23 protein-coding genes are annotated in these 26,797 nt (G+C 69.2%); 10 read left to right on the top strand and 13 right to left on the bottom strand.

From position 1 onward, the window contains the following. Nucleotides 1–7 precede the first annotated feature (7 nt). Genes meaB through G528_RS0104345 form a run of 3 tightly spaced genes read right to left on the bottom strand, consistent with a single transcriptional unit; the run spans nt 8 to nt 5,162 of the window. On the bottom strand, nt 8–1,015 hold the full coding sequence (meaB, locus tag G528_RS0104355) for a methylmalonyl Co-A mutase-associated GTPase MeaB (protein WP_026917907.1): 1,008 nt from the start codon (nt 1,013–1,015) through the stop codon (nt 8–10). Further along, nucleotides 1,012–3,258, bottom strand: coding sequence for a methylmalonyl-CoA mutase (gene scpA, locus G528_RS0104350; protein ID WP_026917906.1), 2,247 nt, complete (start codon nt 3,256–3,258; stop codon nt 1,012–1,014). Before scpA ends, meaB begins: the two co-directional genes overlap by 4 nt. Then, nucleotides 3,255–5,162 carry a methylmalonyl-CoA mutase family protein gene (locus tag G528_RS0104345; RefSeq protein WP_026917905.1) on the bottom strand — a complete coding sequence of 636 codons (1,908 nt, stop codon included), beginning with the start codon at nt 5,160–5,162 and terminating at the stop codon, nt 3,255–3,257. The genes scpA and G528_RS0104345 overlap by 4 nt, the downstream gene beginning before the upstream one ends. A 137-nt stretch (nt 5,163–5,299) precedes the next feature. Between G528_RS0104345 and G528_RS16360 the strand changes: the two genes are divergently transcribed. The 3 genes from G528_RS16360 to G528_RS0104330 all read left to right on the top strand — a co-directional run bounded on the left by G528_RS16360 (nt 5,300) and on the right by G528_RS0104330 (nt 7,364). Then, nucleotides 5,300–6,142, top strand: coding sequence for a TVP38/TMEM64 family protein (locus G528_RS16360; protein WP_084638020.1), 843 nt, complete (start codon nt 5,300–5,302; stop codon nt 6,140–6,142). Between the two features lie 75 nt (nt 6,143–6,217). Beyond that, complete coding sequence (locus G528_RS0104335; protein WP_026917904.1) at nt 6,218–6,805, top strand: hypothetical protein; 588 nt, start codon at nt 6,218–6,220, stop codon at nt 6,803–6,805. Between the two features lie 4 nt (nt 6,806–6,809). Further along, on the top strand, nt 6,810–7,364 hold the full coding sequence (locus tag G528_RS0104330; protein ID WP_035718852.1) for a hypothetical protein: 555 nt from the start codon (nt 6,810–6,812) through the stop codon (nt 7,362–7,364). A gap of 68 nt (nt 7,365–7,432) precedes the next feature. On the opposite strand, the gene G528_RS0104325 is transcribed toward G528_RS0104330, so the two are convergent. Next, the gene (locus G528_RS0104325; protein ID WP_026917902.1) at nt 7,433–8,212 is read right to left on the bottom strand and encodes a hypothetical protein; all 780 of its coding nucleotides are present in this window, start codon (nt 8,210–8,212) and stop codon (nt 7,433–7,435) included. A 77-nt stretch (nt 8,213–8,289) separates the two neighbouring features. On the opposite strand from G528_RS0104325, the gene G528_RS0104320 reads away from it, so the two are divergent. Beyond that, nucleotides 8,290–9,120 carry a DUF3097 domain-containing protein gene (locus G528_RS0104320; protein ID WP_026917901.1) on the top strand — a complete coding sequence of 277 codons (831 nt, stop codon included), beginning with the start codon at nt 8,290–8,292 and terminating at the stop codon, nt 9,118–9,120. 24 nt (nt 9,121–9,144) lie between these two features. Here G528_RS0104320 and G528_RS0104315 read toward each other — a convergent pair whose 3' ends face one another. The 8 genes from G528_RS0104315 to G528_RS0104280 all read right to left on the bottom strand — a co-directional run bounded on the left by G528_RS0104315 (nt 9,145) and on the right by G528_RS0104280 (nt 17,346). Continuing rightward, nucleotides 9,145–10,185, bottom strand: a complete 1,041-nt coding sequence (locus tag G528_RS0104315; protein WP_026917900.1) for a ferrochelatase — start codon at nt 10,183–10,185, stop codon at nt 9,145–9,147. Nucleotides 10,186–10,201: 16 nt separating this feature from the next. Further along, entirely contained in the window at nt 10,202–11,035 is an 834-nt protein-coding gene (gene inhA, locus G528_RS0104310; RefSeq protein WP_026917899.1) for an NADH-dependent enoyl-ACP reductase InhA, read from the bottom strand. Nucleotides 11,036–11,090: 55 nt separating this feature from the next. Continuing rightward, the gene (gene fabG1 / locus G528_RS0104305) at nt 11,091–11,825 is read right to left on the bottom strand and encodes a 3-oxoacyl-ACP reductase FabG1 (protein WP_026917898.1); all 735 of its coding nucleotides are present in this window, start codon (nt 11,823–11,825) and stop codon (nt 11,091–11,093) included. Between the two features lie 16 nt (nt 11,826–11,841). After that, nucleotides 11,842–12,834 (bottom strand): VWA domain-containing protein, encoded by a 993-nt coding sequence (locus G528_RS0104300; RefSeq protein WP_026917897.1) that lies wholly within the window; start codon nt 12,832–12,834, stop codon nt 11,842–11,844. After that, entirely contained in the window at nt 12,834–13,772 is a 939-nt protein-coding gene (locus tag G528_RS0104295) for a DUF58 domain-containing protein (RefSeq protein ID WP_026917896.1), read from the bottom strand. Before G528_RS0104295 ends, G528_RS0104300 begins: the two co-directional genes overlap by 1 nt. Continuing rightward, nucleotides 13,759–14,859, bottom strand: a complete 1,101-nt coding sequence (locus G528_RS0104290; RefSeq protein ID WP_084638038.1) for an AAA family ATPase — start codon at nt 14,857–14,859, stop codon at nt 13,759–13,761. Before G528_RS0104290 ends, G528_RS0104295 begins: the two co-directional genes overlap by 14 nt. A gap of 177 nt (nt 14,860–15,036) precedes the next feature. After that, complete coding sequence (locus G528_RS0104285; RefSeq protein ID WP_026917894.1) at nt 15,037–16,485, bottom strand: NlpC/P60 family protein; 1,449 nt, start codon at nt 16,483–16,485, stop codon at nt 15,037–15,039. 207 nt (nt 16,486–16,692) lie between these two features. Next, complete coding sequence (locus tag G528_RS0104280) at nt 16,693–17,346, bottom strand: Rv1476 family membrane protein (RefSeq protein ID WP_026917893.1); 654 nt, start codon at nt 17,344–17,346, stop codon at nt 16,693–16,695. Nucleotides 17,347–17,589: 243 nt separating this feature from the next. Here G528_RS0104280 and acnA point away from each other — a divergent pair, with 243 nt between their 5' ends. The 6 genes from acnA (at nt 17,590) to G528_RS0104245 (ending at nt 25,138) form a co-directional block, all read left to right on the top strand. Beyond that, complete coding sequence (gene acnA / locus G528_RS0104275) at nt 17,590–20,403, top strand: aconitate hydratase AcnA (RefSeq protein ID WP_156890346.1); 2,814 nt, start codon at nt 17,590–17,592, stop codon at nt 20,401–20,403. Between the two features lie 34 nt (nt 20,404–20,437). After that, nucleotides 20,438–21,010 (top strand): TetR/AcrR family transcriptional regulator, encoded by a 573-nt coding sequence (locus tag G528_RS0104270; protein WP_026917891.1) that lies wholly within the window; start codon nt 20,438–20,440, stop codon nt 21,008–21,010. 95 nt (nt 21,011–21,105) lie between these two features. Next, nucleotides 21,106–22,662 (top strand): acyl-CoA synthetase, encoded by a 1,557-nt coding sequence (locus G528_RS0104265; RefSeq protein ID WP_026917890.1) that lies wholly within the window; start codon nt 21,106–21,108, stop codon nt 22,660–22,662. Nucleotides 22,663–22,816: 154 nt separating this feature from the next. Further along, entirely contained in the window at nt 22,817–23,497 is a 681-nt protein-coding gene (locus tag G528_RS18895; RefSeq protein WP_342663104.1) for a SpaA isopeptide-forming pilin-related protein, read from the top strand. A gap of 445 nt (nt 23,498–23,942) precedes the next feature. Further along, on the top strand, nt 23,943–24,536 hold the full coding sequence (locus G528_RS17980) for an MSCRAMM family protein (protein WP_156890344.1): 594 nt from the start codon (nt 23,943–23,945) through the stop codon (nt 24,534–24,536). Next, complete coding sequence (locus G528_RS0104245) at nt 24,536–25,138, top strand: class F sortase (protein ID WP_035718849.1); 603 nt, start codon at nt 24,536–24,538, stop codon at nt 25,136–25,138. Before G528_RS17980 ends, G528_RS0104245 begins: the two co-directional genes overlap by 1 nt. Before the next feature lie 7 nt (nt 25,139–25,145). On the opposite strand, the gene G528_RS0104240 is transcribed toward G528_RS0104245, so the two are convergent. Beyond that, the gene (locus tag G528_RS0104240) at nt 25,146–26,774 is read right to left on the bottom strand and encodes an ABC-F family ATP-binding cassette domain-containing protein (RefSeq protein WP_026917888.1); all 1,629 of its coding nucleotides are present in this window, start codon (nt 26,772–26,774) and stop codon (nt 25,146–25,148) included. Between the last annotated feature and the right edge of the window lie 23 nt (nt 26,775–26,797).

Below are 26,797 nucleotides of genomic sequence, written 5' to 3'. Positions count from 1 at the left end.
GGGCCCGTCAGAGGCCGGCGGCGCGGACGATCTGCTCGGCGGCGAGCGCCGGAGTCAGGGTTCCGTCGAGGATCTGCGACTCGACATCGCGTCGCACGCTCCGCACGTCCGAGTCGGCGTCGAGTCGGTTGAGAACCGTCTCGCGGACCATCGTCCACATCCAGTCGACCTGCTGCTGCGCTCGACGACGGTCGAACTCGCCCGCCTCGGCGAGCGTCGCCCGGTGTTTCAGCACGGTCTCCCAGAAGCGATCGACGCCGGTGTTCTCCAAGGCGCTCATCGTGAGGACCGGCGGGGTCCACACCGCATCGTGCGGGTAGATCAGGCCCAGAGCGTTGCGGAGCTCGCGCGCCGCGCCGCGCGCCTCGGTGACGTGTTTGCCGTCGGCCTTGTTCACCACGACGATCTCGGCGAGTTCGAGAACGCCCTTCTTGATGCCCTGCAGGGAGTCGCCGGTGCGCGCCAGGGTGAGGAAGGTGAAGACGTCGACCATACCGGCGACGCTGACCTCCGATTGTCCGACGCCGACGGTCTCGACGAGCACCACGTCGTAGCCCGCGGCCTCGACGAGGACGATCGTCTCGCGGGTCGCCTTGGTGACTCCGCCGAGAGTTCCGGCCGTCGGCGAGGGGCGCACGTACGCCCGGTCGGCGGCCGACAGCCGCCCCATCCGGGTCTTGTCGCCGAGGATCGATCCTCCGGTCCGGGTCGACGACGGGTCGACGGCGAGTACCGCGACGCGATGTCCGAGGTCGATGAGGTGCATTCCGAGCGCCTCGATGGTCGTCGACTTCCCCACGCCGGGGACCCCGGTGATCCCGACCCGGTACGAGGAGCCGGCATGCGGCGTCAACGCCAGCAGCAGCTCCTGGGCGGCGTCGCGGTGATCGGGCCGGGTCGACTCCACGAGGGTGATGGCACGGGCGAGCGTCGCCCGGTTCCCGGCGAGGATTCCGTCGGCGAGGGCACCGACGTCGACGGGACGTCCACCGCGCCGCGGCGCCGAGGCACTCATCGGTCGGCGGCAGCCAGTTCCAGGCCCAGCTGATCGGCCAGTTTGTGCAGGAGGTCGACCGCACTGTCGGCGATCACGCTTCCGGGCGGGAAGATCGCCGCCGCGCCGGCACGGTACAGGTCGTCGAAATCGCCCGGCGGAATCACTCCGCCGACCACGATCATGATGTCCTCGCGGCCCACATCGGCCAATGCCTTCTTGAGGGCGGGCACCAGGGTCAGGTGCCCGGCTGCGAGCGACGAGACGCCGACGACGTGCACGTCGTTGTCGGCGGCCTGGGAGGCCACCTCGTCGGGCGTCGCGAACAGCGGACCGACATCCACGTCGAATCCGAGGTCGGCGAACGCCGTGGCGATGACCTTCTGACCGCGGTCGTGTCCGTCCTGGCCCATCTTGGCGACCAGCACGCGGGGACGACGCCCCTCGGCCTCGGCGAAGGCGTCCACGACGGCCATCGCCTCATCGATCTTGCTCACGGACTCACCTGCTTCATGGCGGTACACACCGCTGATCGTGCGGATCTCGGCCTGATGTCGACCGAAGACCTTCTCCATCGCGTCGGAGATCTCGCCGCCGGTCGCGCCGTGGCGTGCGGCCTCGATGGCCAGGGCCATGAGGTTGTCGTCGAGGTTCGAACCTCCCGGCTCCGCCGCCGCGCGGGTCAGGTCGGCGAGTGCCGACTCGACGGCGGCGCCGTCGCGCTCCGCGCGGAGCCTCTCGAGCTTCGCCAGCTGCTCGGCGCGGACCTTCGAGTTCTCGACCTTGAGGACTTCGATCTCCTCGTCCTCGTCGACGCGGTACTTGTTGACACCGACCAGGGGCTGACGTCCCGAATCGATCCGCGCCTGCGTTCGGGCGGCGGCCTCCTCGATGCGGAGTTTGGGCAGCCCCTCGTTGATCGCCTGTGTCATGCCGCCGGCCTCCTCGACCTCCGCGATATGCGCGCGGGCCTTCTCGGCGAGCTCGTGGGTGAGCCACTCGACGTAGTTCGAACCGGCCCAGGGGTCGATCGGCCGCGTGGTACCCGACTCCTGCTGAAGCAGCAGCTGGGTGTTGCGGGCGATACGTGCCGAGAAGTCGGTGGGCAGGGCGATCGCCTCGTCGAGTGCATTGGTGTGCAGCGACTGCGTGTGTCCCTGCGTCGCGGCCATCGCCTCGACGCAGGTGCGGGCGACGTTGTTGTAGACGTCCTGCGCCGTCAGCGACCATCCCGAGGTCTGCGAGTGCGTCCGCAACGACAGGCTCTTCGGGTTCTTCGGCTCGAACTTCGCGACGAGCTCGCTCCACAGGAGGCGCGCCGCACGCAGTTTGGCGACCTCCATGAAGAAGTTCATGCCGATGCCCCAGAAGAAGGACAGTCGAGGGGCGAACTGATCGATGTCCAGTCCGGCCTCCAGCCCGGCGCGGATGTACTCCACCCCGTCGGCGAGCGTGTACGCCAACTCCAGATCGGCCGTCGCCCCGGCCTCCTGGATGTGGTAACCGGAGATCGAGATCGAGTTGAACTTGGGCATCTTGGTGCTCGTGTACGCGAAGATGTCCGAGATGATCCGCATCGACGGCGTCGGCGGATAGATGTAGGTGTTGCGGACCATGAACTCTTTGAGGATGTCGTTCTGAATGGTTCCGGCCAGCTTCTCCGGCGGCACGCCCTGCTCTTCGGCGGCCACCACGTACAGCGCGAGGATGGGCAGAACGGCGCCGTTCATGGTCATCGACACCGAGACGCTGCCCAGATCGATACCGTCGAACAGCTGCCGCATGTCCAGGATCGAGTCGATCGCGACGCCCGCCATCCCGACGTCGCCGGCGACACGCGGATGGTCCGAGTCGTAGCCGCGGTGGGTCGCGAGGTCGAACGCGACCGACAGGCCCTTCTGCCCGGCAGCCAGGTTGCGGCGGTAGAAGGCGTTCGACTCCGCCGCGGTCGAGAAGCCGGCGTACTGTCGGATCGTCCACGGCTGATTGACGTACATGGTCGGGTAGGGACCGCGGATGAAGGGCGCGGTCCCGGGGATGGAGTCGAGCGGATAGCCGGCGTCGCGTGCCGCGTCGCGGTCGGCCCGCGTGAACACCGGCTGCACGGCGATCTGTTCGGGCGTCTGCCAAGTCACCTGGTCGGCGTCGTATCCGTGGGCCGAGGCGAGTGCGCCGGTCTGATCGGCGCCCGTGCCTGCGGGCTCGGCGCGTCTCCCGCCGGACAGGTCGACATCGGCGAAGTTCGGAATGCTGTTCTCGCTCATGCGTCTGCGCTCCCGCGGTCGGTGAGTTCGTCGAGAAGGTCGGTCAGGGTGGCCACGGCGTCGATGCCGACGCGCAGCGCGCCGTCGGGGACGTCCGCTGCGGGCCACTCCCGTTCGGATCCGGCCATGAGGACCCGGTGGACGCCGGCGGCGCGCGCGGCCGCAAGCACGGCGGGTCCCTCCTGCTCGTATCGGGCGGCGGTGCCGCACACCACCGCGACGCGGTGGGTGCCTGCCACATCGGCGACCTGATCCGCGGAGATCGGTCCCGGGTTCACGACGTCGATGCCGCCGGCCGCGAGCAGGTTGGTGACGAATGTGGTGCGCCCGTTGTGTTCGGCGATGCTGCCGACCGGCAGCAGCAGGACGTTCGGGCGGGCACCGGTGGCCGCGGCCGCATCGGCGCGATCGCGCAGCGCCTCGAATCGCCGGGCGACGCGCGCCAGTCTGCCGGTCGCCGTCGCGAGATCGACGGTGTCGGAGGTGCCGACCGGGCGCGCGGGCTCGGCCAGATTCGGGAACTCGCTGACGCCGGTGACGGCGGCGGTGCGGTGCGCGACGGCTTCGTCGCGCGCGGCGAGCGATTCGGCGATCTGTCGCTCGATCCATCCGTCGTCGAGCGCCGAGCGGTAACCGCCGAGCCGCTCCACGGTCGTGAACACGTCCCAGGCGGCCGCGGCGAGGTCGTCGGTCAGCGATTCGACGAACCACGATCCGCCGGCCGGGTCGAGGACGCGGCCCAGATTCGACTCCTCGAGGAGCAGCAGCTGAGTGTTTCGCGCGATGCGGTGGGAGAAGGACGCGCTCGACGTTCGCTGGTCGGCGGGCAACGCGGCGTCGTAGCCCAGGACCGTCACCTGATCGGCGCCGCCGAGTCCGGCACCGAAGGCCGCGACGGTGGACCGCAGCATGTTGACCCAGGGGTCGCGCTGGGTGAGCATCGCCAGGTCGGTGACCGCGTGGGTGACGGCCGCACCCGCATCGGGGGCACCGAGGACTTCTGCGACTCGCGCCCACACGCGCCGCAGTGCGCGCAGTGCGGCGATCCCGGCGAACTGGTCGTCGTCCACGCCCACGGCGAAGGTGAGCTGCCCCAGGGCGGCCTCGACGTCGAGGCCCGCGGCCGTCAGGTCTCGGATGTGCTCCACCGCGGCGGAGACGATGAGACCGAGCTGCTGGGGATGAGTTGCTCCGGCCTGGCTGAAGTCGGTGCCGTCGACCCGCAGGGCTCGCACGCCGGTCGGCGTCTCGGCGGCGACGGCAGTGGCCTCGGCGACATCGACGGTGGCGCGACCCGAGTAGGCGGCTGTGAGCGGCGACAGGCCGAGGCTCTGCACGGTGGCTGCCGTCGGCGACGCGGTGTAAGGACTCTCGGGACGCGCTTCGCGCAGCGCGAGGTAGGCGCGGGCGGCCGCGATTCCGTCGGCGCCGGCGTCGAGGGTGACCGGCATGAGGTCCAGGTACACGCCGTCGAGGACGGTCGCGAGATCATCGGCGGCGAGGCCGTGTCCCAGGCGGATCCACAGCCCGCTGGTGCCGTTGGCGGCGGCGTCGAGGATCGCCTCGTTGACGGCGGCCGGCGTGACGTCACCCTCGTCGCCGAATCGTTCGGTGACCCGCCAGCCGGTCGTGACGTCGCGGACGGCGTCGGCCCCGCGGACGAACGGGAAGCGGCCCGGCAGTCCGTTCTCGTCGGTCTCGTCCTTCCGCGTGTACAGCGGTCGGATGACGGTGCCGTCACCGGTGTGCGTCGAGAGCATCGCCTCGGGGGTGTCCGGGAGCGCATCGGCCTCGACCCGGCGCGACTTGGCCAGAACTCCGGCGGCCGCCGCCGACCACTTCTGGTAGGCCTGCTGCAGGTCGGGGGCCGTGGGCGCGTTGTCCGTCTGATCACTGACCGTCATCGGCGCGCTTCCTCCATACGTTGATGTCGCGGGTGTGGACGTTGCGGATAAGGATGTTCTGCGAAGTCGCCTCACGATAACCGATCAAACGCTCGGCCGAGAACGCGGCCTGTGATCCACACCGTAAACTCGAGGTCGTGCGCAGTGATTCACCGCGGGCCGTCCCGTGTGCCGAGACACCCGTGCAGCTCGGTGCGACGGGAGACGGGGTCACGGGAGACGGGGTCAGAGGAGACGGGGTCACAGGAGACGGGGGAAGGCCCGTCGACGATGAGCCGACCCGGCGGCGCCGCGCCACGCGGATGGCCGTGCTCCGCGGTGCGATCGTGATGATCGGCGTGATCGTGCTGCTCGCCGCGGCCACACTGACGCCGATGCCTTCGATCGCGACGGCCAGGGCGTGGTCGGATTCGCTCGGCCCCTGGTTCGCCGTCGCGTTCTTCGCCGCCTATGCGGTGGTGCCGATCGCGCCGGTCCCCCGAACTGCGTTCACGCTCGCCGCCGGCGTCCTCTTTCCACCCGCCCTCGCGTTTGTCGGGGCGACGGCGTCCTCACTGTTCGCGGCGGTCGTCGCATTCTCGATTGCGCGGCGGGCCGGTCGCGAGCGCATCCAGCCGTATCTGCGGCGGCCGCGTTTGGCGACGATCGAGCATCGGCTGGCACACCGCGGCTGGCTGGCGGTGGGCGCGTTGCGGATGATCGCGGTGTGCCCGTTCTCGGTCCTGAACTATCTCGCCGGACTCTCGAGCATCCGCCTGTGGCCGTATGTGGTCGCGAGCCTCGTCGGTATGACGCCCGGCAACGCGGCCGTGATCTTCCTCGGCGACGCCCTGGCGGGCACCGGATCGCGGCTCGGGATCCTGATCTCCGCAACGCTGTTCGCCGTCGGCGTGGTGGGGCTCATCCTCGACACCCGGATGCCGGTCGGGGGCGAGTCGTCGCGACGAGGTGATGCCTCGCAGCACACCATCGACAAGTGATATGACTTGTTATAACCAATTCAATCCAATAGGCTTGATTTCACCCGGTGGTGCCGAAACGGAAGGGCGGACGTCGTGTACGTGATCACCGTCGACCAACGCGGCAGCCGTACCGACACGGACCGCGTTCCCGAACTCATCGCGACCGGCTCGGATCACCCGGGTCTGCTCCGCCCGTTCGAACGCACGGCCGGGGACGAGGTCCAGGCGGTCTTCGAGACACCCGACGCCCTCGCCCGACTCGCCGTCGACTTGGCGGTCTCCGGCCACTGGAGCGTGGGAATCGGCGTCGGCGACGTCGAGACCCCGCTGCCCGCGCAGACCCGTGCCGGTCGCGGCGCCGCGTTCGTCGCCGCGCGGGACGCGGTCGACGCCGCGAAGAAGGACTCCCGCCGACTGCGTGTCGCCGGACAGTCCCCGTGGTGCGAGCACGCCGGGGTCGCGGGCGCCTACCTGATCGAATTACTGATCGACCGGTCCGAAGCCGGCCGGGAGGCAGTGGCCCTGATGGCCGCGGGATACACTCAAGCGGCGGCCGCCGAGGTCCTCGGCATCACACCGCAGGCGGTGTCGCTCCGCCTGCGTCATGCCCGCTGGGATCTCGAGGGGCCGGGATTGGAACTGTTCGCGCGGTTGCTCCGCGCGTCCGACGAGGGGGACTGAATCGATGCTGCCGTTCTTTCTGCTGACCTGCCTCATAGTGTTCGCCGTCGGGGCCGGTCTCGTCCGCTCCCGTCTCTCCCGGTCCGACACGATTTCTGATCGAGGTCTCCTCGCGGGCGATGTCGCTGCAGCGGCGGTGTCCGCCATCCTCGTCGGGCTCCTCGTCATCGCGGGCGTCTCGTGGACCATTGCCGAGAGCGGCGCGCGCGTCGCCCTCATCATCCTCGTCATGCTCGCCGCCGCGGCCACCGGTGGCCCGATCGTCCGACTGGTGCTCGCGGCGGGCCGCATCCCCACACGGGGCGACAATCACGATGACGAACCGCAGGCCCCACTGCGCGGCGGCCGCGTCATCGGTGTCCTGGAGCGGGCGGCGGTCGTCGCGTCCCTCCTCGCCGGATGGCCCGCCGGTCTGGCCGTCCTGCTCGGCGTCAAAGGCCTCGCGCGGTTCTCCGAACTGCGCGCTCCCCGAGCCAGCGAACAGTTCATTCTGGGCACCTTCGCGTCAGTGCTGTGGGCGTGCGCGATGGCCGGCGCCGGCCACCTGATCCTCACCTGACAGCGACTCCGGAGCGCTCCGCCCCGGCGACGGCCGACGATCCAGCCCCGGCGACGGCCGACGATCCCTCACCGGCGATAGCCGACGATCACGGCATTGAGAGCTGCTGCCCGCGCCCGCCGTGACAACTCGGCGAGTTCCCGCAGCGCCGTGTCGGCGGCGGCGAGTTCCCCGCCCGAATCGCCGAGCGTCCCCCGCCCCGCGAGCACCACGATCGCCTCCACCCGGTCCGCACTCGCGAGGACCCGATCGACTCGCGGATCGTCGTGTGGCGGGAGATCGATGCGGCGTCGCCGTGCGACGTCGCCGACGGCCTCGCGCACCTCGGCGGGAGCCGTCCTGCGCCCGCCACCGAGTCCGGACAGCAGGTTCGCCGCATCGCCGATCGCGCCGCGCAGCCGGTATTCGATCTCGCCGAGGGGTTCGTCGACGCTCAAGGCGTCGACCGCGACGGGAGTCGAGTAGCGGATGGCCTCCCAGCGGCACCGCTCACCGGATCCGCGCGGAATCAACGCCAACCCCGCCGCCGGCCCGTCGGCGGGAGCCGGTCGGTCGTCGACGACGAGGACCTCACCGACGGCCATCGCCGCATCGGTCGCGCGCCCCGGCGGCAGTCCCTGCGGGTCTCCCGGAGCCGGGAGGCGGACGACGAGATGGGCGGCGCGCGACACCGCGGACAGCAGCTCGAGCGTCCCGCCGCCCGGGGCGTACTCGTGCACCTGGGCGTACTCGCCGAGGGTCGACAGGACGTCGTCCGCCGAGCAGCGGCCGGCGTCTCTGGCGGCAGCCCAGACCGCAAGAGCACCCGCGGATCCGGGGCGGAGCAGATCGGTTCTCGATGACGTCATCGCCTGGCCACGATACCCGTCCCCGCCCCGGCGCGGCCCGGCCTCGTCTGCGCCGCGGCGTACTACGCTTGGCAGCCGTGTTCGAAGATCGCTATGGCCGAGACGTCCTGTCCACTCCACGCCGTCGAGCCCCGAAGGCCCCCGAGGTGGCCGCCGAACGAGGACTCGTCGTGGAGGATGCCGGAACCGGGTTCTGCGGAGCGGTCGTCGGTATGGAACGCAGCTACGCCGCAGATCTCGTCCGGCTCGAGGACCGGCATGGTCGGACGCGGGTGTTCCCCCTGTATCCGGCGGCATTCCTGATCGACGGCAGAACCGTGACCCTCGTCGCACCCCGGTCGGCCGGACCCCGTGCGCCGGTGCGGACCGCGTCCGGTTCCCGGACGGCTCCGCAGCGCCGCGCCCGGACCGCGCGCGCCGGCCGGATCTTCGTAGAGGGCGTCCACGACGCCACCCTCGTCGAGCGCGTCTGGGGAGACGATCTTCGCTCCGAGGGCGTCGTGGTCATCAGCCTCGACGGACTCGACAACCTCGCCGATGCGCTCGCCGAGTTCGTGCCCGCCCCGCACCGGAGAGCCGGGGTCCTCGTCGATCACCTGGTGGCAGGAACCAAAGAGGCCCAGCTGACCGCGGAGGTCGGTCCCGACGTCCTCGTGCGGGGGCACCCCTACGTGGACGTGTGGCAGGCGGTGAAACCCGCATCGGTCGGAATCGCCGAATGGCCGGTGATCCCGATGGGGACCGACTGGAAGACGGGGATCTGCGACGAACTCGGATGGGGCTCGCCGCGGGACGGTTGGCGGCGCGTGCTCGACGCGGTCGATGACTTCCGAGACCTCGAGGTCCCCCTGCTGCGGAGTGTCGAGGAGCTCATCGATTTCGTCACCGCCGACCCGGAGTCGACCTGATCGGGTGCGGCGTGGTCGGTCGGCTCAGTCGGCGGTGACCGGCCGCCGAGCCGGGACGCAGCAGTCGGGACGGCACGGCGACCCGTTGTCACCGCAACCCATCGCCGACAGGTCACCGTCCCCGTCGACGTACCGGTCGACGAGGTCAGCGACCATCTCGATGAACTCGGGCTCGGTCCCGACCGTCGGCACCCTGGTGTACGCCATCCCGAGGCGCTCGGCGACCTCGCGCGCCTCGGTGTCCAGATCCCAGACCACTTCGAGGTGATCGGAGATGAAGCCGATGGGCATCACCGCGACGCGTTGGACGCCCCGTCCCGCGAGAGCGCCGAGGTGATCGCACACATCCGGTTCGAGCCACGGCACCTGCGGCGGACCCGAGCGCGACTGCCAGACCACATCGAAGTCGGCGACTCCGCAGGCCGCGGCCACGGACTCCGCCGCGGCCCGCACCTGCCGTGAATACAGGCGGCCCTCCCCCGCCGCCGGCCCCGCGGCGCGGTCCGCCGCCTCCGGTACCGAATGCGCGGTGAAGACCACGCGCGCGTCACGGCCGAACTCGGCCAGCGTCCTGTCGAGGACGGTGGCCGCCGCACGCACGAATCCCGGCTCCGTGGAGAACTGCGGGAGCTTGCGCATCACCAGGTCCTCGGCACCGACGTCACGCCATGCTCCGGCCACGTCCTCGTGGTACTGCCTGCATCCGGAATAACCGCCCCATGCGGACGTCGGGAACACCAGGATCCGGCGATGACCGTCTCGATGCAGCCCGCCGACCACATCGCCGATCAGCGGATGCCAGTTGCGGTTGCCGAAGTAGATCGGCAGGTCGGTCCGGCCCCGCCGGTCGAACTCGGCGCGCAGAGCGTCGATCATGTCGAGATTCAGCCGATTGATCGGCGACACCCCGCCGAAGTGCAGATAGTGCTCGACCACCTCATCGAGGCGCTGAGCCGGGACGCCTCGCCCCCGCGTCACGTTCTCGAGAAACGGGCGCACGTCCGCCGGCTTCTCGGGGCCGCCGAACGACAGGAACAGCAGGGCGTCGAACTTCGCACCCGTCACGTCGCCGTCGGTCCTCTCACTGCAGGAAGTTCTCGGGGAACCAGGTGTTGTGGCTCGCGCCGCCGTCGACGTAGATGATCGAACCGGTGGTACCCGGCAGGAAGTCCGACAGGACGGCGCACACGCTCGTGCCGACGACCCCCGGGTCGTCGACGTTCCACCCGATCGGCGACGCCCCGTCCCAGTACTCGTTGAGCATCGTCAGCTTCTTCGCGTCGTCGGTCGCGGTACCCGAGATGGCCTTGGCCGCCAGCGTCTTGATCGGGCCCGCGGCCACCAGGTTCGACCGGATGCGCTTGGCCTCGCCGACCTCGCGCGCCACATAGCGGTTCACCGACTCGAGGGCCGCCTTCGCCACGCCCATCCAGTTGTAGTCCGGAAGCGCGGTCCGCGGATCGAAGTCCATTCCGACGATCGAGCCGCCCTCGTTCATCACGGGAAGCACGGCGCGGGCGAGCGCCGCGTAGCTCCATGCGGAGATCTCGAACGACTTGGCGACGTCGGGGCCGGGGCCGTCGAGGAACGGGAGCGCGTCGGGGCCCATCAGGGTCTTCGGGGCGAAGGCGATCGAGTGCACCACTCCGTCGACGCCGTTCGGGGCCAGCTCGCGGACGCTGTCGGCGAGTGCGCCGAGGCTGTCCTCGTCGGTCACGTCCAACCCGATCGCGGGCGGAGTCTCCTGCGGAAGGCGCTTGGCGATCCGATCGATCAGCCGGAGGCGTTCCGGAATGCCGGTGATGATGACGGTGGCGCCCTGCTCCTGGGCCACTCGCGCGGTGTGGAAGGCGATCGACGCATCGGTGATGATGCCGGTCACCAGGATGGTCTTGCCCGCGAGGATTCCGCTCACGACGTGCTCCTTCGATGAGTCTCGGTGTGTACGGCCGGGATCGGCCCGTCGGGTGTCAGTGCCCCATGCCCATGCCGCCGTCGACGGGGACGACGGCGCCGGTGATGTATCCGCCCTGATCGGACGCCAGGAAGCTGATGGCGGCCGCGACGTCCTCGGGGCGACCCATGCGGCCGAGCGGAATGGCCTGCTTGGCCATGTCCACGTACTTGTCCTCCATCTCGGCCGTCATATCCGTCTCGATGAAGCCGGGCGCGACGACGTTCGCCGTGATGTTCCGGGACCCGAGCTCACGGGCGATGGAGCGCGCCAGACCGATCAGTCCGGCCTTCGACGCCGCGTAGTTGGCCTGCCCCGGGACGCCCGACGTGGCCACGACGGAGCCGAGGAAGATCATCCTGCCGAACCGCCCGCGCTGCATCCCCTTGGTCGCGACCTTCGCACAGCGGAAGGCACCGGTGAGGTTCGCGTCGACGACGTTCTCGAAACTCTCCTCCGACAGACGCATCAGCAGCATGTTGTCGGTGATCCCGGCGTTGGCGACGAGCACCTCCACCGGGCCCTGGTGCTCGGCGACAGCGGCGAACGCCTTCTCCACGGATGCGTTGTCGGTGACGTCGCACTGCACGCCGAAGAGTCCGTCGGGTGCACCCGATCCGCGGTGTGTGACGGCGACCTTGTGGCCGTCGGCGGCCAGCCGCCGCGCGACCGCCAGGCCGATGCCGCGGTTGCCGCCGGTCACCAGGACGGAGCGAGGGGTCTGGGCGGGGATCGATGAAGTCTCTGCCATGGTTGTTCAACCTATCTCAGGGGAGTCTGCGGTTCAGGAACAGGGCTGCGAACGAGCCGATGATCGCCAGCAGGGTTCCGGCGATCAGCCAGGGGCGGGAATTCTCGCCTCGCTGCCGCTCGTAACCGATCTTCTTCTGCAGTGTCTCGTAGACCTTGTTGAGCTCGTCCAGGCTCGATGCGGTGAAGAAGTCGCCGCCGGACAGGTTGGCGATGGTCCGCAACGAGTCGTCGTCGACGGGCACCGGAACCCGCTCCATACCGCCGCCGGGGTTCTCGAGATCGACGGTGCCGGTCAGGGTGCCGAACGAGATCGTCGAGACCGGAACGTCCTTCTCCTTGGCCTTGCGGGCCGCGGTGAATCCACCGCGCGGATCGTCGGGACTCTCGGGGACCGTCTGCTTGCCGTCCGAGAGCAGGACGATGCGGGCGGGCGGTGCGGCGGCATCGCCCCCGAGTGCGGCGTTGAGGGTCTGGATCTGCTGGAGTCCGGCGAAGATGCCCTCTCCGGTCGCGGTCTTGTCGGCGAGTCTGAGTCGGTCGAGCGCCGTCTTCGTCGCATCGTGGTCCGGTGTCGGCGACACCAGTGTCGAGGCGGTGCCCGCGAACGAGATCAACCCGAGGTTGATGCCGTCGGTCAGGTCGTCGGCGAATCGCTTCCCGGCCGCCTGTGCCGCCTTCAGGCGGCTCGGCGCCACGTCGGTCGATTCCATCGAATTGGAGACGTCGACCACGAGCATGACGGTAGCGCGGTTTCGGGCGACATCGCGTTCGGACATCGGGCCGGCCATCGCGACCGTCAACAGCAGCAGTCCCACGAGCAGTATCGCGACCGGCACGTGGCGGAATCGATCCTGGACGCGCGGTGTGACCGACTTGAGCATCTCGAGGTTCGCGAACGTGATCGCCCGTGAGCGCCGCCGCCGCATCACGATCACATACGCGGCTGCGAGGGCCACGACCAGCAGGCTGGCCAGCAGCCACCACGGGTGAGCGAGGAGATCGTTCATCAGCGCGCTCCGGCCGACAGCGTGCGTCGCCGCGCGGCGACGAAGCGCACCGTCTCGGCGATCCAGTCGCGGTCGGTGCGCAGCCGCATCACGGGGCCGCCGGCGCTGCGAAACGACCGGACGACGGCGTCGCGGTGCTCGGCTGCGGCCCGCGCATAGTCGTCGCGGACACGGTCGGTGACGTCGATGTCGACGATGTCGCCGGACTCGGCGTCACGAAGGGTGACCGGACCGACGGGCGGCAGCTCCTCGTCCCGCGGATCCAGGACCTGCACGCCCAGCAGTTCGTGATGGCCGCCGATGGCGCGCAGCGATCGATCCCAGTCGACGGTCCCGAGGAAGTCGCTGATGACGACGGCCAGCCCGCGACGCCGCATCGGGCGGCGCAGGGCCTCGAGTCCCGCGTTGAGATCGCCGCGGACGCCGGGTGCGGAGCGGGTGGTCGTCGCCATCGCCCGCAGCAGCGCGCGGTCGTGCGCCCGGCCGCTGCGCGCCGGGATGCGGACCACGTCGTCGCCGGTGACGATGATCGCACCGTGCCGGTTTCCGCCGCCGGCCGTGAGATGGACGATGGCGGCGGCCGCCGCCACGGCGATGTCCCGTTTGGTGTGCTCGGCCGTCCCGAAGTCGAGGCTCGCCGAGGCGTCCATCACGAACCAGGTCTCCAGTTCGCGGTCGGCGATCATCTGCCGCACATGCGGGACCCCGGTCCGGGCGGTGACCGCCCACTCCATCCGGCGGATGTCGTCGCCGGGCTGATACTCCCGCGCTTCGCCGGGCTCGGAACCGGGACCCGGGATGAGGCCCAGGTGCTCGCCCTGCAGCACGCCGTCGAGCTTTCGGCGCACCGTCAGTTCCAGGGAGCTGAGCGCCGCCGTCAGCGCGGGGTCGGTGAGTGTGCCGTCCGCGAACGACGGCAGACCGCTATTGACCGGCATCGCCCTGCTGCTGGTTCGGCTGCGGGTTCACCGGGTGCTGCTGGGGCGCCTGCTGCTGGGCCACCGGGTGCTGGGCAGCCGACTGCTGGGCCGCCGGCTGCTGGGCCGCCGGCTGCTGGGGACCGGGCGCGGCGACCTGCGGCGGCGCACTGGGGGCCGCGGCGACCTGCGGCAGCGCGATCGTCTGCAACACGCGCGTGATGATGTGGTCGGGCGACACCTCGTCGGCCAGGGCGTCGTACGAGAGTACGAGACGATGCCGCAGCACATCGGGGATCACCTCGACGACGTCCTGCGGGATCACGTAGTCACGACCGTGGATGAGCGCCAGCGCCCGCGCCGAGGCGATGATTCCCAGCGTCGCGCGCGGCGATGCGCCGTATGAGAGCCACTGAGCCACGTCGCCGAGTCCGGCCTCCTCGGGCCGCCGCGTCGCCGTGATGACGCGAACCACGTAGTCGACGAGCGCGTGATGCACGAACACCGTCCCGGCCAGCTGCTGGAGCCGGATCGTCGCAGCCGGATCGAGAATCTGCGATGCCGTGGGCGGAGTGTTCCCCATCCGGTAGACGATCTCGCGCTCCTCCTCGACCGAGGGGTAGTCGACGAGGACCTTGAACAGGAAGCGGTCGCGCTGCGCCTCGGGCAGCGGGTAGACGCCTTCGTTCTCGATCGGGTTCTGCGTCGCCATCACCAGGAAGGGGTCGGGCATCGGGTGCGTGGTGCCGCCGATCGAGACATGACGCTCGGCCATCACCTCGAGCAGGGCCGACTGCACTTTGGCCGGTGCGCGGTTGATCTCGTCCGCGAGGACGAAGTTGGCGACCACCGGCCCCAGCTCGGTCTCGAACTCCTCTCGGCCCTGCCGGTAGATGCGGGTGCCGATGAGGTCGGTCGGTACCAGGTCGGGCGTGAACTGCACCCGCGAGAAGCTGCCGCCGATCACGGTGGCGAAGGTCTCCACGGCCAGCGTCTTGGCCACGCCGGGAACACCTTCGAGAAGGATGTGACCGCGGGCCAACAGCCCGGTCAGGATGCGCTCGACGAGCTTGTCCTGTCCCACGATCACACGCTTGACCTCGAACATCGTGCGCTCCAAGAGCGCACGATCCTCAGCGGTGAGGGTCGGGTCGGTCGCGTCCGTGACCGACCGCGTCGAGGTGACGCGGGTGCGTCCGCTGCTGCCAGGTGATGTCAAACCGATGCTCCTGCCGGTCGAGGCGTGCGTGATACCGCCACCCACAGTAGCGGGACTCGTGGCGACTCAGAGGAGCCGCACGACATTCGGCATGGCGCCGTCGGTGCGGACCGGCGAGATCTTCACGACGTCGCCCGAGGCGGGCGCCTCGATCATCGTCCCGTCGCCGAGGATCAACGCCACGTGCTGGCTGGCGTTGGGTCCGTAGAAGATCATGTCTCCGCGCTTCATCTCCGACAGCGGGACCTGGGGCCCGGAGGTGTACTGGTATCCGGTGTAGTGCGGCAGATCGATGCCGACGGCGGCGAAGCCGTAGATCATCAGGCCCGAGCAGTCGAATCCGACCTTCTGGTAGTCGCCGTAACTGTCGGCCACACCGCCGTCCCGGATGCCGAGCGTCGGTCCGTTGGCGTCACCGCCGCCCCAGGCGTAGGTGACGCCGAGCTGCGACTTCATCCGGTCGATCACGAGATCGATCGCCTGGGGGCCCCGCAGGCCCGGGCGGATCTCACCGCCGCCCCCGCCGCCGAGGAGGCCGCCGAGCAGGTTCGAACCGAGGCGCGAGATCACATCGCCGCCGGGCTCCTCGCTGCTGCCGCCGATGCCCAACTCGTTCAAGAACTCGGACTTCGGGAGGTCCTGCTTGCCGATCAGGCTCGCCAGCAGTGCCTGGCCCGTCTCGACGGCGAGCTTGGTCGCTGCTTCCGCCGCCTGCGCCACCGCGTCGTCGCCGGCCACCGGCTTGCTCGGAATCTTCTTGAGGGCCTTGTCGATCGCGTCTGCCGGGGTGCGGCTCCCCGAGTCGCCGGAGGTCGTCTGACGCATCGCCTTGAGCCGCTGGGTCAACGAGTCCCGCTCGGAGACCAGCTTCTCCCGTTTGCCCCGCTGGGTGGACAGGGCGGTCTCCGCCTCCTTGACCGCCGAGACCGCGGCGCGCTTGCGGGCCGCCGCGTCATCGGCCGCCATCGTCGTCTGCAGCCGCGTGGCCTCGGTGGCGGCGACCCGGTTGGCCTGCTGGTTGCGCGCCACCTGGAGTTTGCGGATCGTCGCCTGCTGATCGCGGGTGATCTGGTCGACGGCCGTCATCTGGTCGAGAACCTTCGAGGGATCGTCGGACGCGACGTACTTGGTCATCGCTCCGCGATTGTTGCCCTGCCGGTTGACCGACCGGACGAATGCATCGAACTCCTTCTGGGCGGCCTCCACTCGGGCACTGACCGAGTGCAGCGACTTCTTGGCACTGGAGCTGGCGGCCGCGGCCACCTGCTGTGCCGCGAGGGCGTTCTGGAAGTCGACCAGCGTGCGGTTGACGTTCTCCTGTTTGATCTGGACGTTCGACGCCAGGTCGCTGAGGGACTGGTCGACGTCGGCGATCTGGTTGATCAAGGACGCGACGGGATCGGCCTTGCCGGGGTCGGCGGCCGCTGGCCCCGCACCCAGTAGGCCGACGAGCACGGCGGCGCCGAGGGCGGCACCGCGGATCGCCCAGCGCGCGCCGGAAGAGGCTGGCTTCAACTCGAGTACTCCCTTGTAACGTCAATCCCCTGAGCACCATAAAGTGTCTCCAGCACCGTACGTCACATAGGCAACACGTGAAACCTGGTTCGATGAATTACAAATACGTGATTACCTGCGGAAACGTTCACCAACTGCAGAAAGGCGAAAGCCTTAGAAAATCGTCACAGTTGAATAACACGGCCCGAACGCCGTGCAGATACGGCCTCAGGCGTCGTCCGAGTCCGCCGACGTCGCATCGCCCTCGTCGGCACCCGGCTCCGCGGCCGTGGCCTCCGCGTCGCTCGACGCCCGGGCAGTGCCCGCGGAGGGCGCCGTCGCCGATGACGTCGTCGAGACGGCGGTGCGACGCCGCCGCACCATCCGCCACCGAGCGACGGCCGCGCCCACGGCGACCACCACGATCAAACCGATGGTGACACCGGTCCAATCGACGTTCGGATCGACGGCCTTGTGGTAGATCTGCGTCGCCGCCGCCGTCACATCACCGGTCTTCACCGCTTCGTGGCTGCCGTCCTCGAGTTGCACGCGACTGAACTCGTCCGAGGCGGTCCCCCGTCCAGACGGTCCGAACACCAGCACGGTCCCACCGACGTCGCGCTGCAGGGTGGTCGCGATGTCGCGGTAGACGGTGAACGGAGAGTACGACTGGTCGAGGACCACGACATGCAGGTCGTGGCCATCGTCCGCGGCCTCGGAGACGAGCTTCTCGAGTCCGGGCCGCGCAGGTGCGGGCGCCCACACCCCGCTCGAGGTCAACGAGGCGGTGATGGCCGGCATGTCGAGGTTCGACCACGCGTCGACCGGGACGCCGGTCGTGGACGGCGAGGCGAGCGGGAAGACCGTCGGGCCCGGGTTCATCAGAGGTGGCTCCCTCGCGTGGTCGAACAGATGTCGTCGCCGAGGATACGGCAGAACCGGTGCGCGGTCCCCCGCCGACCCCGTTCGCGGATGAATTCCCCGTGTCGACTCGCGGTTACCCACCAACCAGTACGCCCGTACTGCTATGATGGGGTCGTAGCACGCGGTCGACAGCCCACCGCTGCTGCGAGGCTTTCGAGAAGAACGTCTGTCGGCGCAGCCCGCCGACGACAAACGCATGAGATGAGTGGAGCACACGTGAGCATCAACACCTTTGACTCCCGCGGCACCCTCCAGGTCGGTGAGAACTCCTACGAGATCTACCGTCTGAAGGCCGTGCCCGGCACCGAGAAGCTGCCGTACGCGCTGAAGGTTCTCGCCGAGAACCTGCTGCGGACCGAGGACGGCGCCAACATCACCGCCGAGCACATCAACGCCCTCGCCAACTGGGACCCGTCGGCCGAGCCGAGCACGGAGATCCAGTTCACGCCGGCTCGTGTCCTCATGCAGGACTTCACCGGCGTTCCCTGCGTCGTCGACCTGGCGACGATGCGCGAGGCGATCACCGCCCTCGGCGGCGACCCCAACAAGGTCAATCCGCTGTCCCCCGCCGAGATGGTCATCGACCACTCGGTGATCCTCGACGTCTTCGGCCGCGCCGACGCCTTCGAGCGCAACGTGGAGCTCGAATACCAGCGCAACAGCGAGCGCTACCGCTTCCTGCGCTGGGGCCAGGGCGCGTTCGACGACTTCAAGGTCGTCCCCCCGGGCACCGGCATCGTTCACCAGGTCAACATCGAGTACCTGGCCCGCTCGGTCATGGTCCGCGACGGCAAGGCCTACCCCGACACCTGCGTCGGCACCGACTCGCACACCACGATGCAGAACGGCCTGGGCGTGCTGGGCTGGGGCGTCGGCGGCATCGAGGCCGAGGCGGCGATGCTCGGCCAGCCGGTCTCCATGCTCATCCCGCGGGTCGTCGGCTTCAAGCTGACCGGTGAGATCAAGCCGGGCGTGACCGCGACCGACGTCGTGCTGACCGTGACCGACATGCTGCGTCAGCACGGAGTGGTCGGCAAGTTCGTCGAGTTCTACGGCAAGGGCGTCGCCGAGGTGCCCCTGGCCAACCGCGCCACCCTGGGCAACATGAGCCCCGAGTTCGGCTCCACCTGCGCGATCTTCCCGATCGACGAGGAGACCATCAACTACCTGCGCCTGACCGGTCGCGACGATGAGCAGCTCGCTCTCGTCGAGGCCTACGCCAAGGAGCAGGGCATGTGGCACGACCCGGAGCACGAGCCCGAGTACTCGGAGTACCTGGAGCTCGACCTCGGGGACGTCGTCCCGGCGATCGCGGGTCCGAAGCGTCCGCAGGACCGCATCCTGCTCTCGGAGGCCAAGACGGCCTTCCGCAAGGACATCCACAACTACGTCGAAGAGCACATGCCGACCGCCCACAGCAAGCTCGACGAGGCGGTCGAGGAGTCGTTCCCGGCTTCCGATCCGGCTGTTCTGTCGTTCGCGGACGACGGCGCGGTCGACGTGCAGTCGGCCGCCAACGGGGCCGAGGGGCGTCCGAGCAATCCGGTGAAGGTCGTCTCCGAGGAGCACGGCGAGTTCATCCTCGACCACGGCGCCGTCGCGGTCGCGGGCATCACCTCGTGCACCAACACCTCCAACCCGTCGGTGATGATCGGTGCCGCGCTGCTGGCCCGCAACGCCGTCGAGAAGGGGCTGAGCACCAAGCCGTGGGTCAAGACCAACATGGCTCCGGGTTCGCAGGTCGTCACCGACTACTACGAGAAGGCCGGCCTGTGGCCGTACCTCGAGAAGCTCGGCTTCTACCTGGGCGGTTACGGCTGCACCACCTGCATCGGCAACACCGGACCGCTCCCCGACGAGATCAGCAAGGCAGTCAACGACAACGATCTGTCGGTGACCGCCGTGCTCTCCGGCAACCGCAACTTCGAGGGACGCATCTCCCCCGACGTGAAGATGAACTACCTGGCCTCGCCGCCGCTGGTCATCGCCTACGCCCTGGCCGGCACGATGGACTTCGACTTCGAGACCGAGCCGCTCGGTCAGAACACCGACGGCACCGATGTGTTCCTCAAGGACATCTGGCCTTCGGCACAGGAGATCGACGACACGATCAAGAACGCGATCAGCCAGGACATGTTCCGCAAGTCCTACGCCGACGTCTTCAAGGGCGATGAGCGGTGGCGGAGCCTGGACACCCCCGAGGGCGACACCTTCGCCTGGGGCGACGACTCCACCTACGTACGGAAGGCGCCGTACTTCGACGGCATGACGCTGGAACCGCAGCCGGTCTCGGATGTCACCGGTGCCCGGGTGCTGGCCCTGCTGGGCGACTCGGTCACGACCGACCACATCAGCCCGGCGGGCCCGATCAAGCCGGGGACCCCCGCCGCGCAGTACCTCGATTCGCACGGTGTGGCACGCAAGGACTACAACTCCCTGGGCAGCCGTCGCGGCAACCACGAGGTGATGATCCGCGGCACGTTCGCCAACATCCGCCTTCAGAACCAGCTTCTGGACGGCGTCTCGGGCGGGTACACGCGTGACTTCACCCAGCCCGACGGACCGCAGGCGTTCATCTACGACGCATCGCAGAACTACCAGGCCGCCGGCATCCCGCTCGTCGTCATCGGCGGCAAGGAGTACGGCTCGGGCTCGTCGCGCGACTGGGCGGCGAAGGGCACGATCCTGTTGGGCGTGAAGGTGGTCCTCGCCGAGTCGTTCGAGCGGATCCACCGTTCGAACCTCATCGGCATGGGCGTCGTGCCGCTGCAGTTCCCGGAGGGCGAGTCGGCCAAGACCCTGGGTCTGGACGGCACCGAGGTCTACGACTTCGTCGGCATCGAGAAGCTGAACGAGGGCGTCACCCCGGAGACCATTCACGTGACCGCCACCAAGGACAGCGGGGAGAAGGTCGAGTTCGACGCGGTCGTGCGTATCGACACGCCGGGAGAGGCCGACTACTACCGCAACGGAGGAATCCTGCAGTACGTCCTTCGGAACATGATCAAGGGCTGATCACCCTGCCCGCGCGAAGCGACGGGGAACAGTGATGCCGAGAGTCAGTGATGATCGGCTCGCCGCGCGTCGTCGGGAGATTCTCGACGGCGCGCGGCACTGTTTCGCCGAATACGGATACGACGGAGCCACGGTCAAACGCCTCGAGGAGGCCACCGGGCTGTCTCGGGGTGCGATCTTCCACCACTTCAAGGACAAGGAGGCGCTCTTCCTCGCCTTGGCTCGGGAGGACGCCGAACGCATGGCGGACGTCGCCGCTCAGGAGGGCCTCGTGCAGGTGATGCGCGACATCTTGGCCCGCCCCAAGGACTACGAGTGGCTGAGCACGCGTCTGGAGATCGTCCGGAAGATCCGTTCGGACCCCGGGTTCCGTGAGGCGTGGGAGGCGCAGAGCGCCGACCGCGAAGCCGCGACGTTGGCCCGGCTGGAGCGGAAACGGCAGGCCGGCAGTCTCCGCAAGGACGTGGAGCCCGAGGTGCTGGTGACCTATCTCGACGTGATCCTCGACGGCATCGTCACCCGGTTGGCGTCCGGCCAGTCGACCGACGACCTGCACGCCGTACTCGATCTGGTGGAGGCCTCGGTGCGCGCGCCGCTCGGCGAGTGATGGGAGCGGCGACGGTCATTCACCGATCCGCCACCGAATGAGCGCTCGCTCAGTTACTGTCTGTGGAGACGCACCCCACAGACAGGAGCCCGCCCATGTACCCGGGAACATTCGCCGCCAGCACCCCCGATAAACCGGCGATCATCCGTCCGGCCACCGGAGAGACACTCACCTACGCCGAGTTGACCGACGATTCGACGCGGATCGCCAATCATCTCCGAGGTCTCGGGCTCGGCCCGGGCGACACCGTGGCCATCGTCTCCGACAACGATCTGCGAGCGTTCGGGGTGTACTGGGCGGCGGTGCGCAGCGGCATGTACGTCACCGCCGTGAACCATCACCTCACGCCGTCGGAGGTCAACTACATCCTCGCCGACTGCGATGCGCGGATCGTCTTCGCGGCGTCATCGGTGGCGCCCGCCGTGTCGCGTGCCCACGAGATTCCGGCACTGGCCGATCCGTCGCGTCGAATCGGGTGGTCGTCCGCGGCGGGCGACGGCGGCGTGCCCGGATTCGGCGACCACGCCGAACTCCTCGCCGCGGCGTCGCCGGCGCCGCTGACCGACCAGCCTCGCGGCACCGACATGCTGTACTCGTCCGGGACCACGGGCAGGCCCAAGGGGATCCGCCCCGCCATCCCCCAGGGGCAGGTCGACCAGATCCCCGACCTGGTGTCCGCAGTCTTCGGACCCGCGTACGGATTCGACACCGAGACCGTCTACCTGTCGCCCGCCCCGCTGTACCACGCCGCCCCCCTGCGCTATTGCGCGATGGTGAACTCCCTCGGCGGTACGACGATCCTGATGGACCGCTTCGACCCGGAGATGGCGCTGCAGTACATCCAGGACTATCGGGTCACTCACAGCCAATGGGTGCCGACGATGTTCGTCCGCATGCTGAAGCTGCCCGACGAGGTTCGCAACCGCTATGACGTCTCGAGCCTGCAGTGCGCCATCCACGCCGCCGCACCGTGCCCGGCCGAGGTCAAGCGCAGGATGATCGAATGGTGGGGACCGGTGATCAACGAGTACTACGCGGCGACCGAATCGGCCGGTGTCACGCTGATCAACTCCGCCGATGCGCTCGCGCATCCCGGATCGGTGGGACGCCCGGCGCTCGGTGTGGTGCACATCTGCGATGACGACGGAGCGGATCTGCCCGTCGGCGAGGTCGGCACCGTGTACTTCGAGCGCGAGGAGATGCCGTTCGAGTACCACAACGATCCGGACAAGACCCGCGAGGCGCAACACCCGCTGCATGACACGTGGGCGACGACCGGCGACCTCGGCTATCTCGACGAGGAGGGGTTCCTGTACCTGACGGATCGGCGTGCCTTCATGATCATCTCGGGCGGGGTGAACATCTACCCCCAGGAGGCGGAGAACGTGCTCATCAACCACGAGGCCGTGTACGACGTCGCGGTGATCGGTCTGCCCGACGAGGATCTGGGCGAACGGCCCGTCGGTTTCGTGCAGCTGGTGGACACCGCGTCGGGGTCGCCGGAGTTGGCGGCCGAACTGCTCGCCCATGCCACCGCGGAGCTGGCTCCGTACAAGGTGCCTCGGGAGATCCGATTCGTGGACGAACTTCCGCGAACGCCGACCGGGAAACTGGTGAAGGGCGATCTGAAGGCCGCGGTGCTCGCCGAATAAGCGTTCGCCCGCTCGCGAGCCGAGGCTCCGGCGGTAACTCTTCGGGAGCTTTCGCCGATCTACCCGGTAGGAGACCGCATTCATCGCTGTCGGGAGTCGACGCCGCCGCGCCGACTCGTGTCGGGCCGGCGCTTCACGCCCTCGGAGGTGCCCCATGAACCGTTGGATTCGCCGTAGCGCCGCATTCGTCACCGCGCTCCTCGGCGCCCTGGCCTTGATCGTGGCGGTCGTCTCGCCGTCGACCGCCCAGGATCCGCCGGGTGACGCGGGTTCGGGTGTACCGGGGGCGGGCACGCCGGCCGACACGGCCGTTCCGACCGCGACGTCGGAGTCGGCCCCGCGATCGTCGTCCCAGCCCGCAGCACCTGAGCCCTCGTCATCTGAGCCCTCGTCGTCCCAGCCCGCATCATCTGAGCCCCCGTCGTCGCGCGTGAGTTCGACCCCGAGATCATCGCCCAGCACCCCCTCGACGTCGCCCACCGAACCCGCCCCGGGCAGCGGACTGGTCCTCCACAAGAGGGATCGCGTCACCGGGGCGATGCTCGGCGGAGCCTCCTTCGAGCTCGTCGGTTGTCGGTCCGGCCGACGTGCGGCGACGGTGACGACGGGAGCCGACGGCATCGGCACGGTCGCCGTGCCGCCCGGTTGCTACGTCGTCACCGAGACCGGTGCACCCCGCGGCTATGTCCTGGACACGACACCCCAGCGGATCCGTGTGCCTCGCGGATGGTTCACCGAGGCCGTCTTCTACGACCTGCCCGTCGGCTACACCGCGCAGCGGAATCCCGCCGACCGCGTCCCGCTCCGTTCGGTCCCGACCGGGCGCACCGCCTGATCGGCGGGCCGCCCGGACGATCCATTCGGCCGAATGACGCGACCGCACCGCACCGTAACCGTGTTGTCGCCGTGGCCGACGTAACAGATGTCGGGACCCGCGCTCCGGCGGTCCGATTCCGCCGGACACACAGCAGGAGTTCACCATGAAGAAGTCACCGCATCGCATTCTCGTGGCGGTCGCAGCGATCCTGGTCGCACTGGCCACCGCCGCGGTGTTCGTCGTACCCCAGGCTCGGGCCGACGCGCCGGCAGTCGATTCCTCCTCCCCGGCCGATACGCCCCCGGCGGCCTCTCCTCCGGCGCCGACGACCGTCGAGTCGTCCACCCCGCCCCGGTCCACCGAGTCCCCGTCCGCGCCGTCGTCGAGCACGACCCCACCCAGCTCGACGACACCCAGTACAACGACCCCCAGCACGACGCCGCGCGGATCGGGAACCGTGTCGGTGACAGCCGTCGACATGGTCGACGGGCACGCCGTCGCCGGTGTGCGCGTGGAACTGGGACCCGAGCACGGCCCCTTCCAGACGGTGTCGACACCCTCGACGGTCCGGGTGCCCGCGGGGACCGTGCGGGCCAGCGTGGCAGCCGTCGTCGGCGACTACAACATCGCCGTCCTCGAACCGAAGTCCTTCACACTGGCACCGGGACAGGCCTACTCGATCGTGGTCAAGATGGGGCGTCAGCACTCGAGCGTCGGGGCCGTGTCGATCACCAAACGCGACAAGGTGACCGGAGCCGTGTTGGCCGGCGCGCGCTTCCGCGTCACGCATGAGTCCGGGGACCTCGTCCGGGAGACGACCACGTCGGCGGCCGGAGTCGCCACCATCGGCGAACTGCCGCCCGGCGGATATCGGGTCGAGGAGATCGCGGCACCGGCGGGATACGTTCTGGACCGCACCCCGCACTTCATCGAGGTCCACCGTGGCAAGACACGTTTCCTGACCTTCTACGACACCCCGATCGAACAACCGGTCGTCATCCGGAACCCCGCACATCGAGTTCCGCTGCGGTCGATTCCGACCGGAAGGATCTACTGATGCACCGACTCCGTCGGCTGCTCGGCGTCACGGTCGCCGTCGCGACCGTGACGCTCGCAGTGGCCTGTGGCACCGAGCAGAACGCGTCGGACACGACCCACGCGCAAGAGAACCTTCGACCTCCGGTGAGTGCAGTCTCGCACGACCCCTCCACACCGACGGGCGTGGAGGTGGGCGGTGCACACGCCGCGACCGATGCCGTCGCGACCGACGCTGAGGGCACGCTTCTGCCACCGACCGACATCGCGCGTCTCGGTTGGTGGGTCGACTCCGCCCTCCCCGGTTCGGGGACGGGCACCGTCGTCGTCGCCGGCCATGTCGACGACGCACAGCAGGGCACCGGGTTCGCCGCTCGTTTCGCGGAGCTGTCGCCCGGCGACACCGTCACCGTCGACACGACCGACGGTGCCCGGCACCGGTACTCGGTGACCCGCGTCGTGGACGCCCGGAAGGAGGGAAAGGGTGCCGATGCGGTTCCGTTCGACGAGTTGAACCGGATGGACGGTCCCGAGACGCTGGCACTGGTGACCTGCGGCGGCCCGTTCGTCGGGCCGCCCCTGGGTTATCGGGACAACATCGTCGTCTTCGCGCGACCGGCGTGACCGGTGCTCACGCGAGCTCGATGATCTCCTGGTACTCCTCGGACCAGTGATCCTCGGTGCCGTCCGGCAGCAGGATCACCCGCTGCGGATCGAGGGCGGCGGCGGCACCGGGGTCGTGCGTCACCAGGACGACGGCTCCCGTGTAGCTCCGCAAGGCATCGAGGACCTGCTCGCGTGACACCGGGTCGAGGTTGTTGGTCGGCTCGTCGAGGAGCAGCACATTCGCCGCCGACGAGACCAGACCCGCCAACGCGAGTCGGGTCTTCTCGCCACCGGACAGCGTCCCGGCCGGCTGCTCCAACTGGGCGCCGGAGAACATGAATGCGCCGAGGAGCCCGCGCAGGTCCTGCTCGCCGGCGTCCGGAGCCGCGTGCCGGATGTTGTCCCACACCGACACCGTGTCGTCGAGGGTGTCGTGCTCCTGGGCGAAGTAGCCGAGTTTGAGACCGTACCCCGGCACCACCTCGCCCAGATCCGGGTCCTCGGTGCCCGCCAGCAGGCGCAGCAGCGTGGTCTTCCCGGCGCCGTTGAGCCCGAGGACCACGACCCGCGACCCCTTGTCGATCGCGAGGTCGACGCCGGTGAAGATCTCCAGTGAGCCGTAGACCTTCGTGAGCTCCCTGGCGGTCAGCGGTGTCTTCCCGCAGGCCGCGGGTTCCGGGAACCGGATGTGAGCGGTCTTGTCCTCCACCCGCACTTCGTCGAGCTCGTCCATCATCCGGTCGGCGCGTTTGAGCATCTGTTGGGCAGCGGTCGCCTTGGTGGCCTTGGCACCCAGCTTCGCGGCCTGCGTGCGCAGCGCCGACGCCTTCTTCTCGGCGTTCGCGCGTTCCCGCTTGCGGCGCTGTTCGTCGGTCGCCCGAGCGTCGAGGTACCGCTGCCAGCTCATGTTGTACACGTCGGCCTCACCGCGGACGGCGTCGAGGAACCAGACCCGGTTGACCACGTCGGCCAGGAGTTCCACGTCGTGGCTGATCACGACGAGGCCGCCCTCGTGGTTCTGCAGGAAGGTCCGCAGCCACGCGATGGAGTCGGCGTCGAGATGGTTGGTCGGCTCGTCGAGCAGCAGGGTGGTGTCGGACTTCCCCGAGCCGTCCGATGCCGCGAAGAGGATGCGCGCCAACTCGATACGACGCCGCTGTCCGCCCGAGAGCGTGTGCAGGGGCTGAGAGAGCACCCGATCGGGCAGGCCGAGACTGCTGCAGATCCGCGCGGCATCCGATTCGGCCTCGTAACCGCCGAGCGCGCCGAACCGCTCCTCCAGGCGGGAGTACTTGGCGATGGCCCGGTCGCGTCGACTGTCGTCCGACGCCGACTCCATCTCGGCCTGCTGACGGGCCATGGACGCCAGGATCTCGTCGAGTCCGCGCGCCGAGAGCACCCGGTTCTTCGCGAGGACGTCGAGATCGCCCTCCTTCGGGTCCTGCGGCAGGTATCCGACGGGCCCGGAACTCCGGATCTCGCCGGCGTAGGGGTGCGTCTCCCCCGCCAGGATTCGCAGGGTCGTGGTCTTGCCCGCCCCGTTGCGGCCGACGAGGCCGATGCGGTCGCCGGGAGCCACTCGGAGGGCGTCCCCGGGCGCGGAGAGGAGAGTCCTCGCGCCCGCTCGTACTTCCAGGTCGGTCGCGGTGATCACGGAGGGCCAGTGTACCGACCGGC

Origin of the sequence: Gordonia shandongensis DSM 45094, assembly GCF_000423025.1 — a bacterium.
Taxonomy (GTDB): Bacteria; Actinomycetota; Actinomycetes; order Mycobacteriales; family Mycobacteriaceae; genus Gordonia; species Gordonia shandongensis.
Note: the sequence above shows the minus strand (reverse complement) of the source record. Positions and strands in the feature narration are given on the sequence as shown.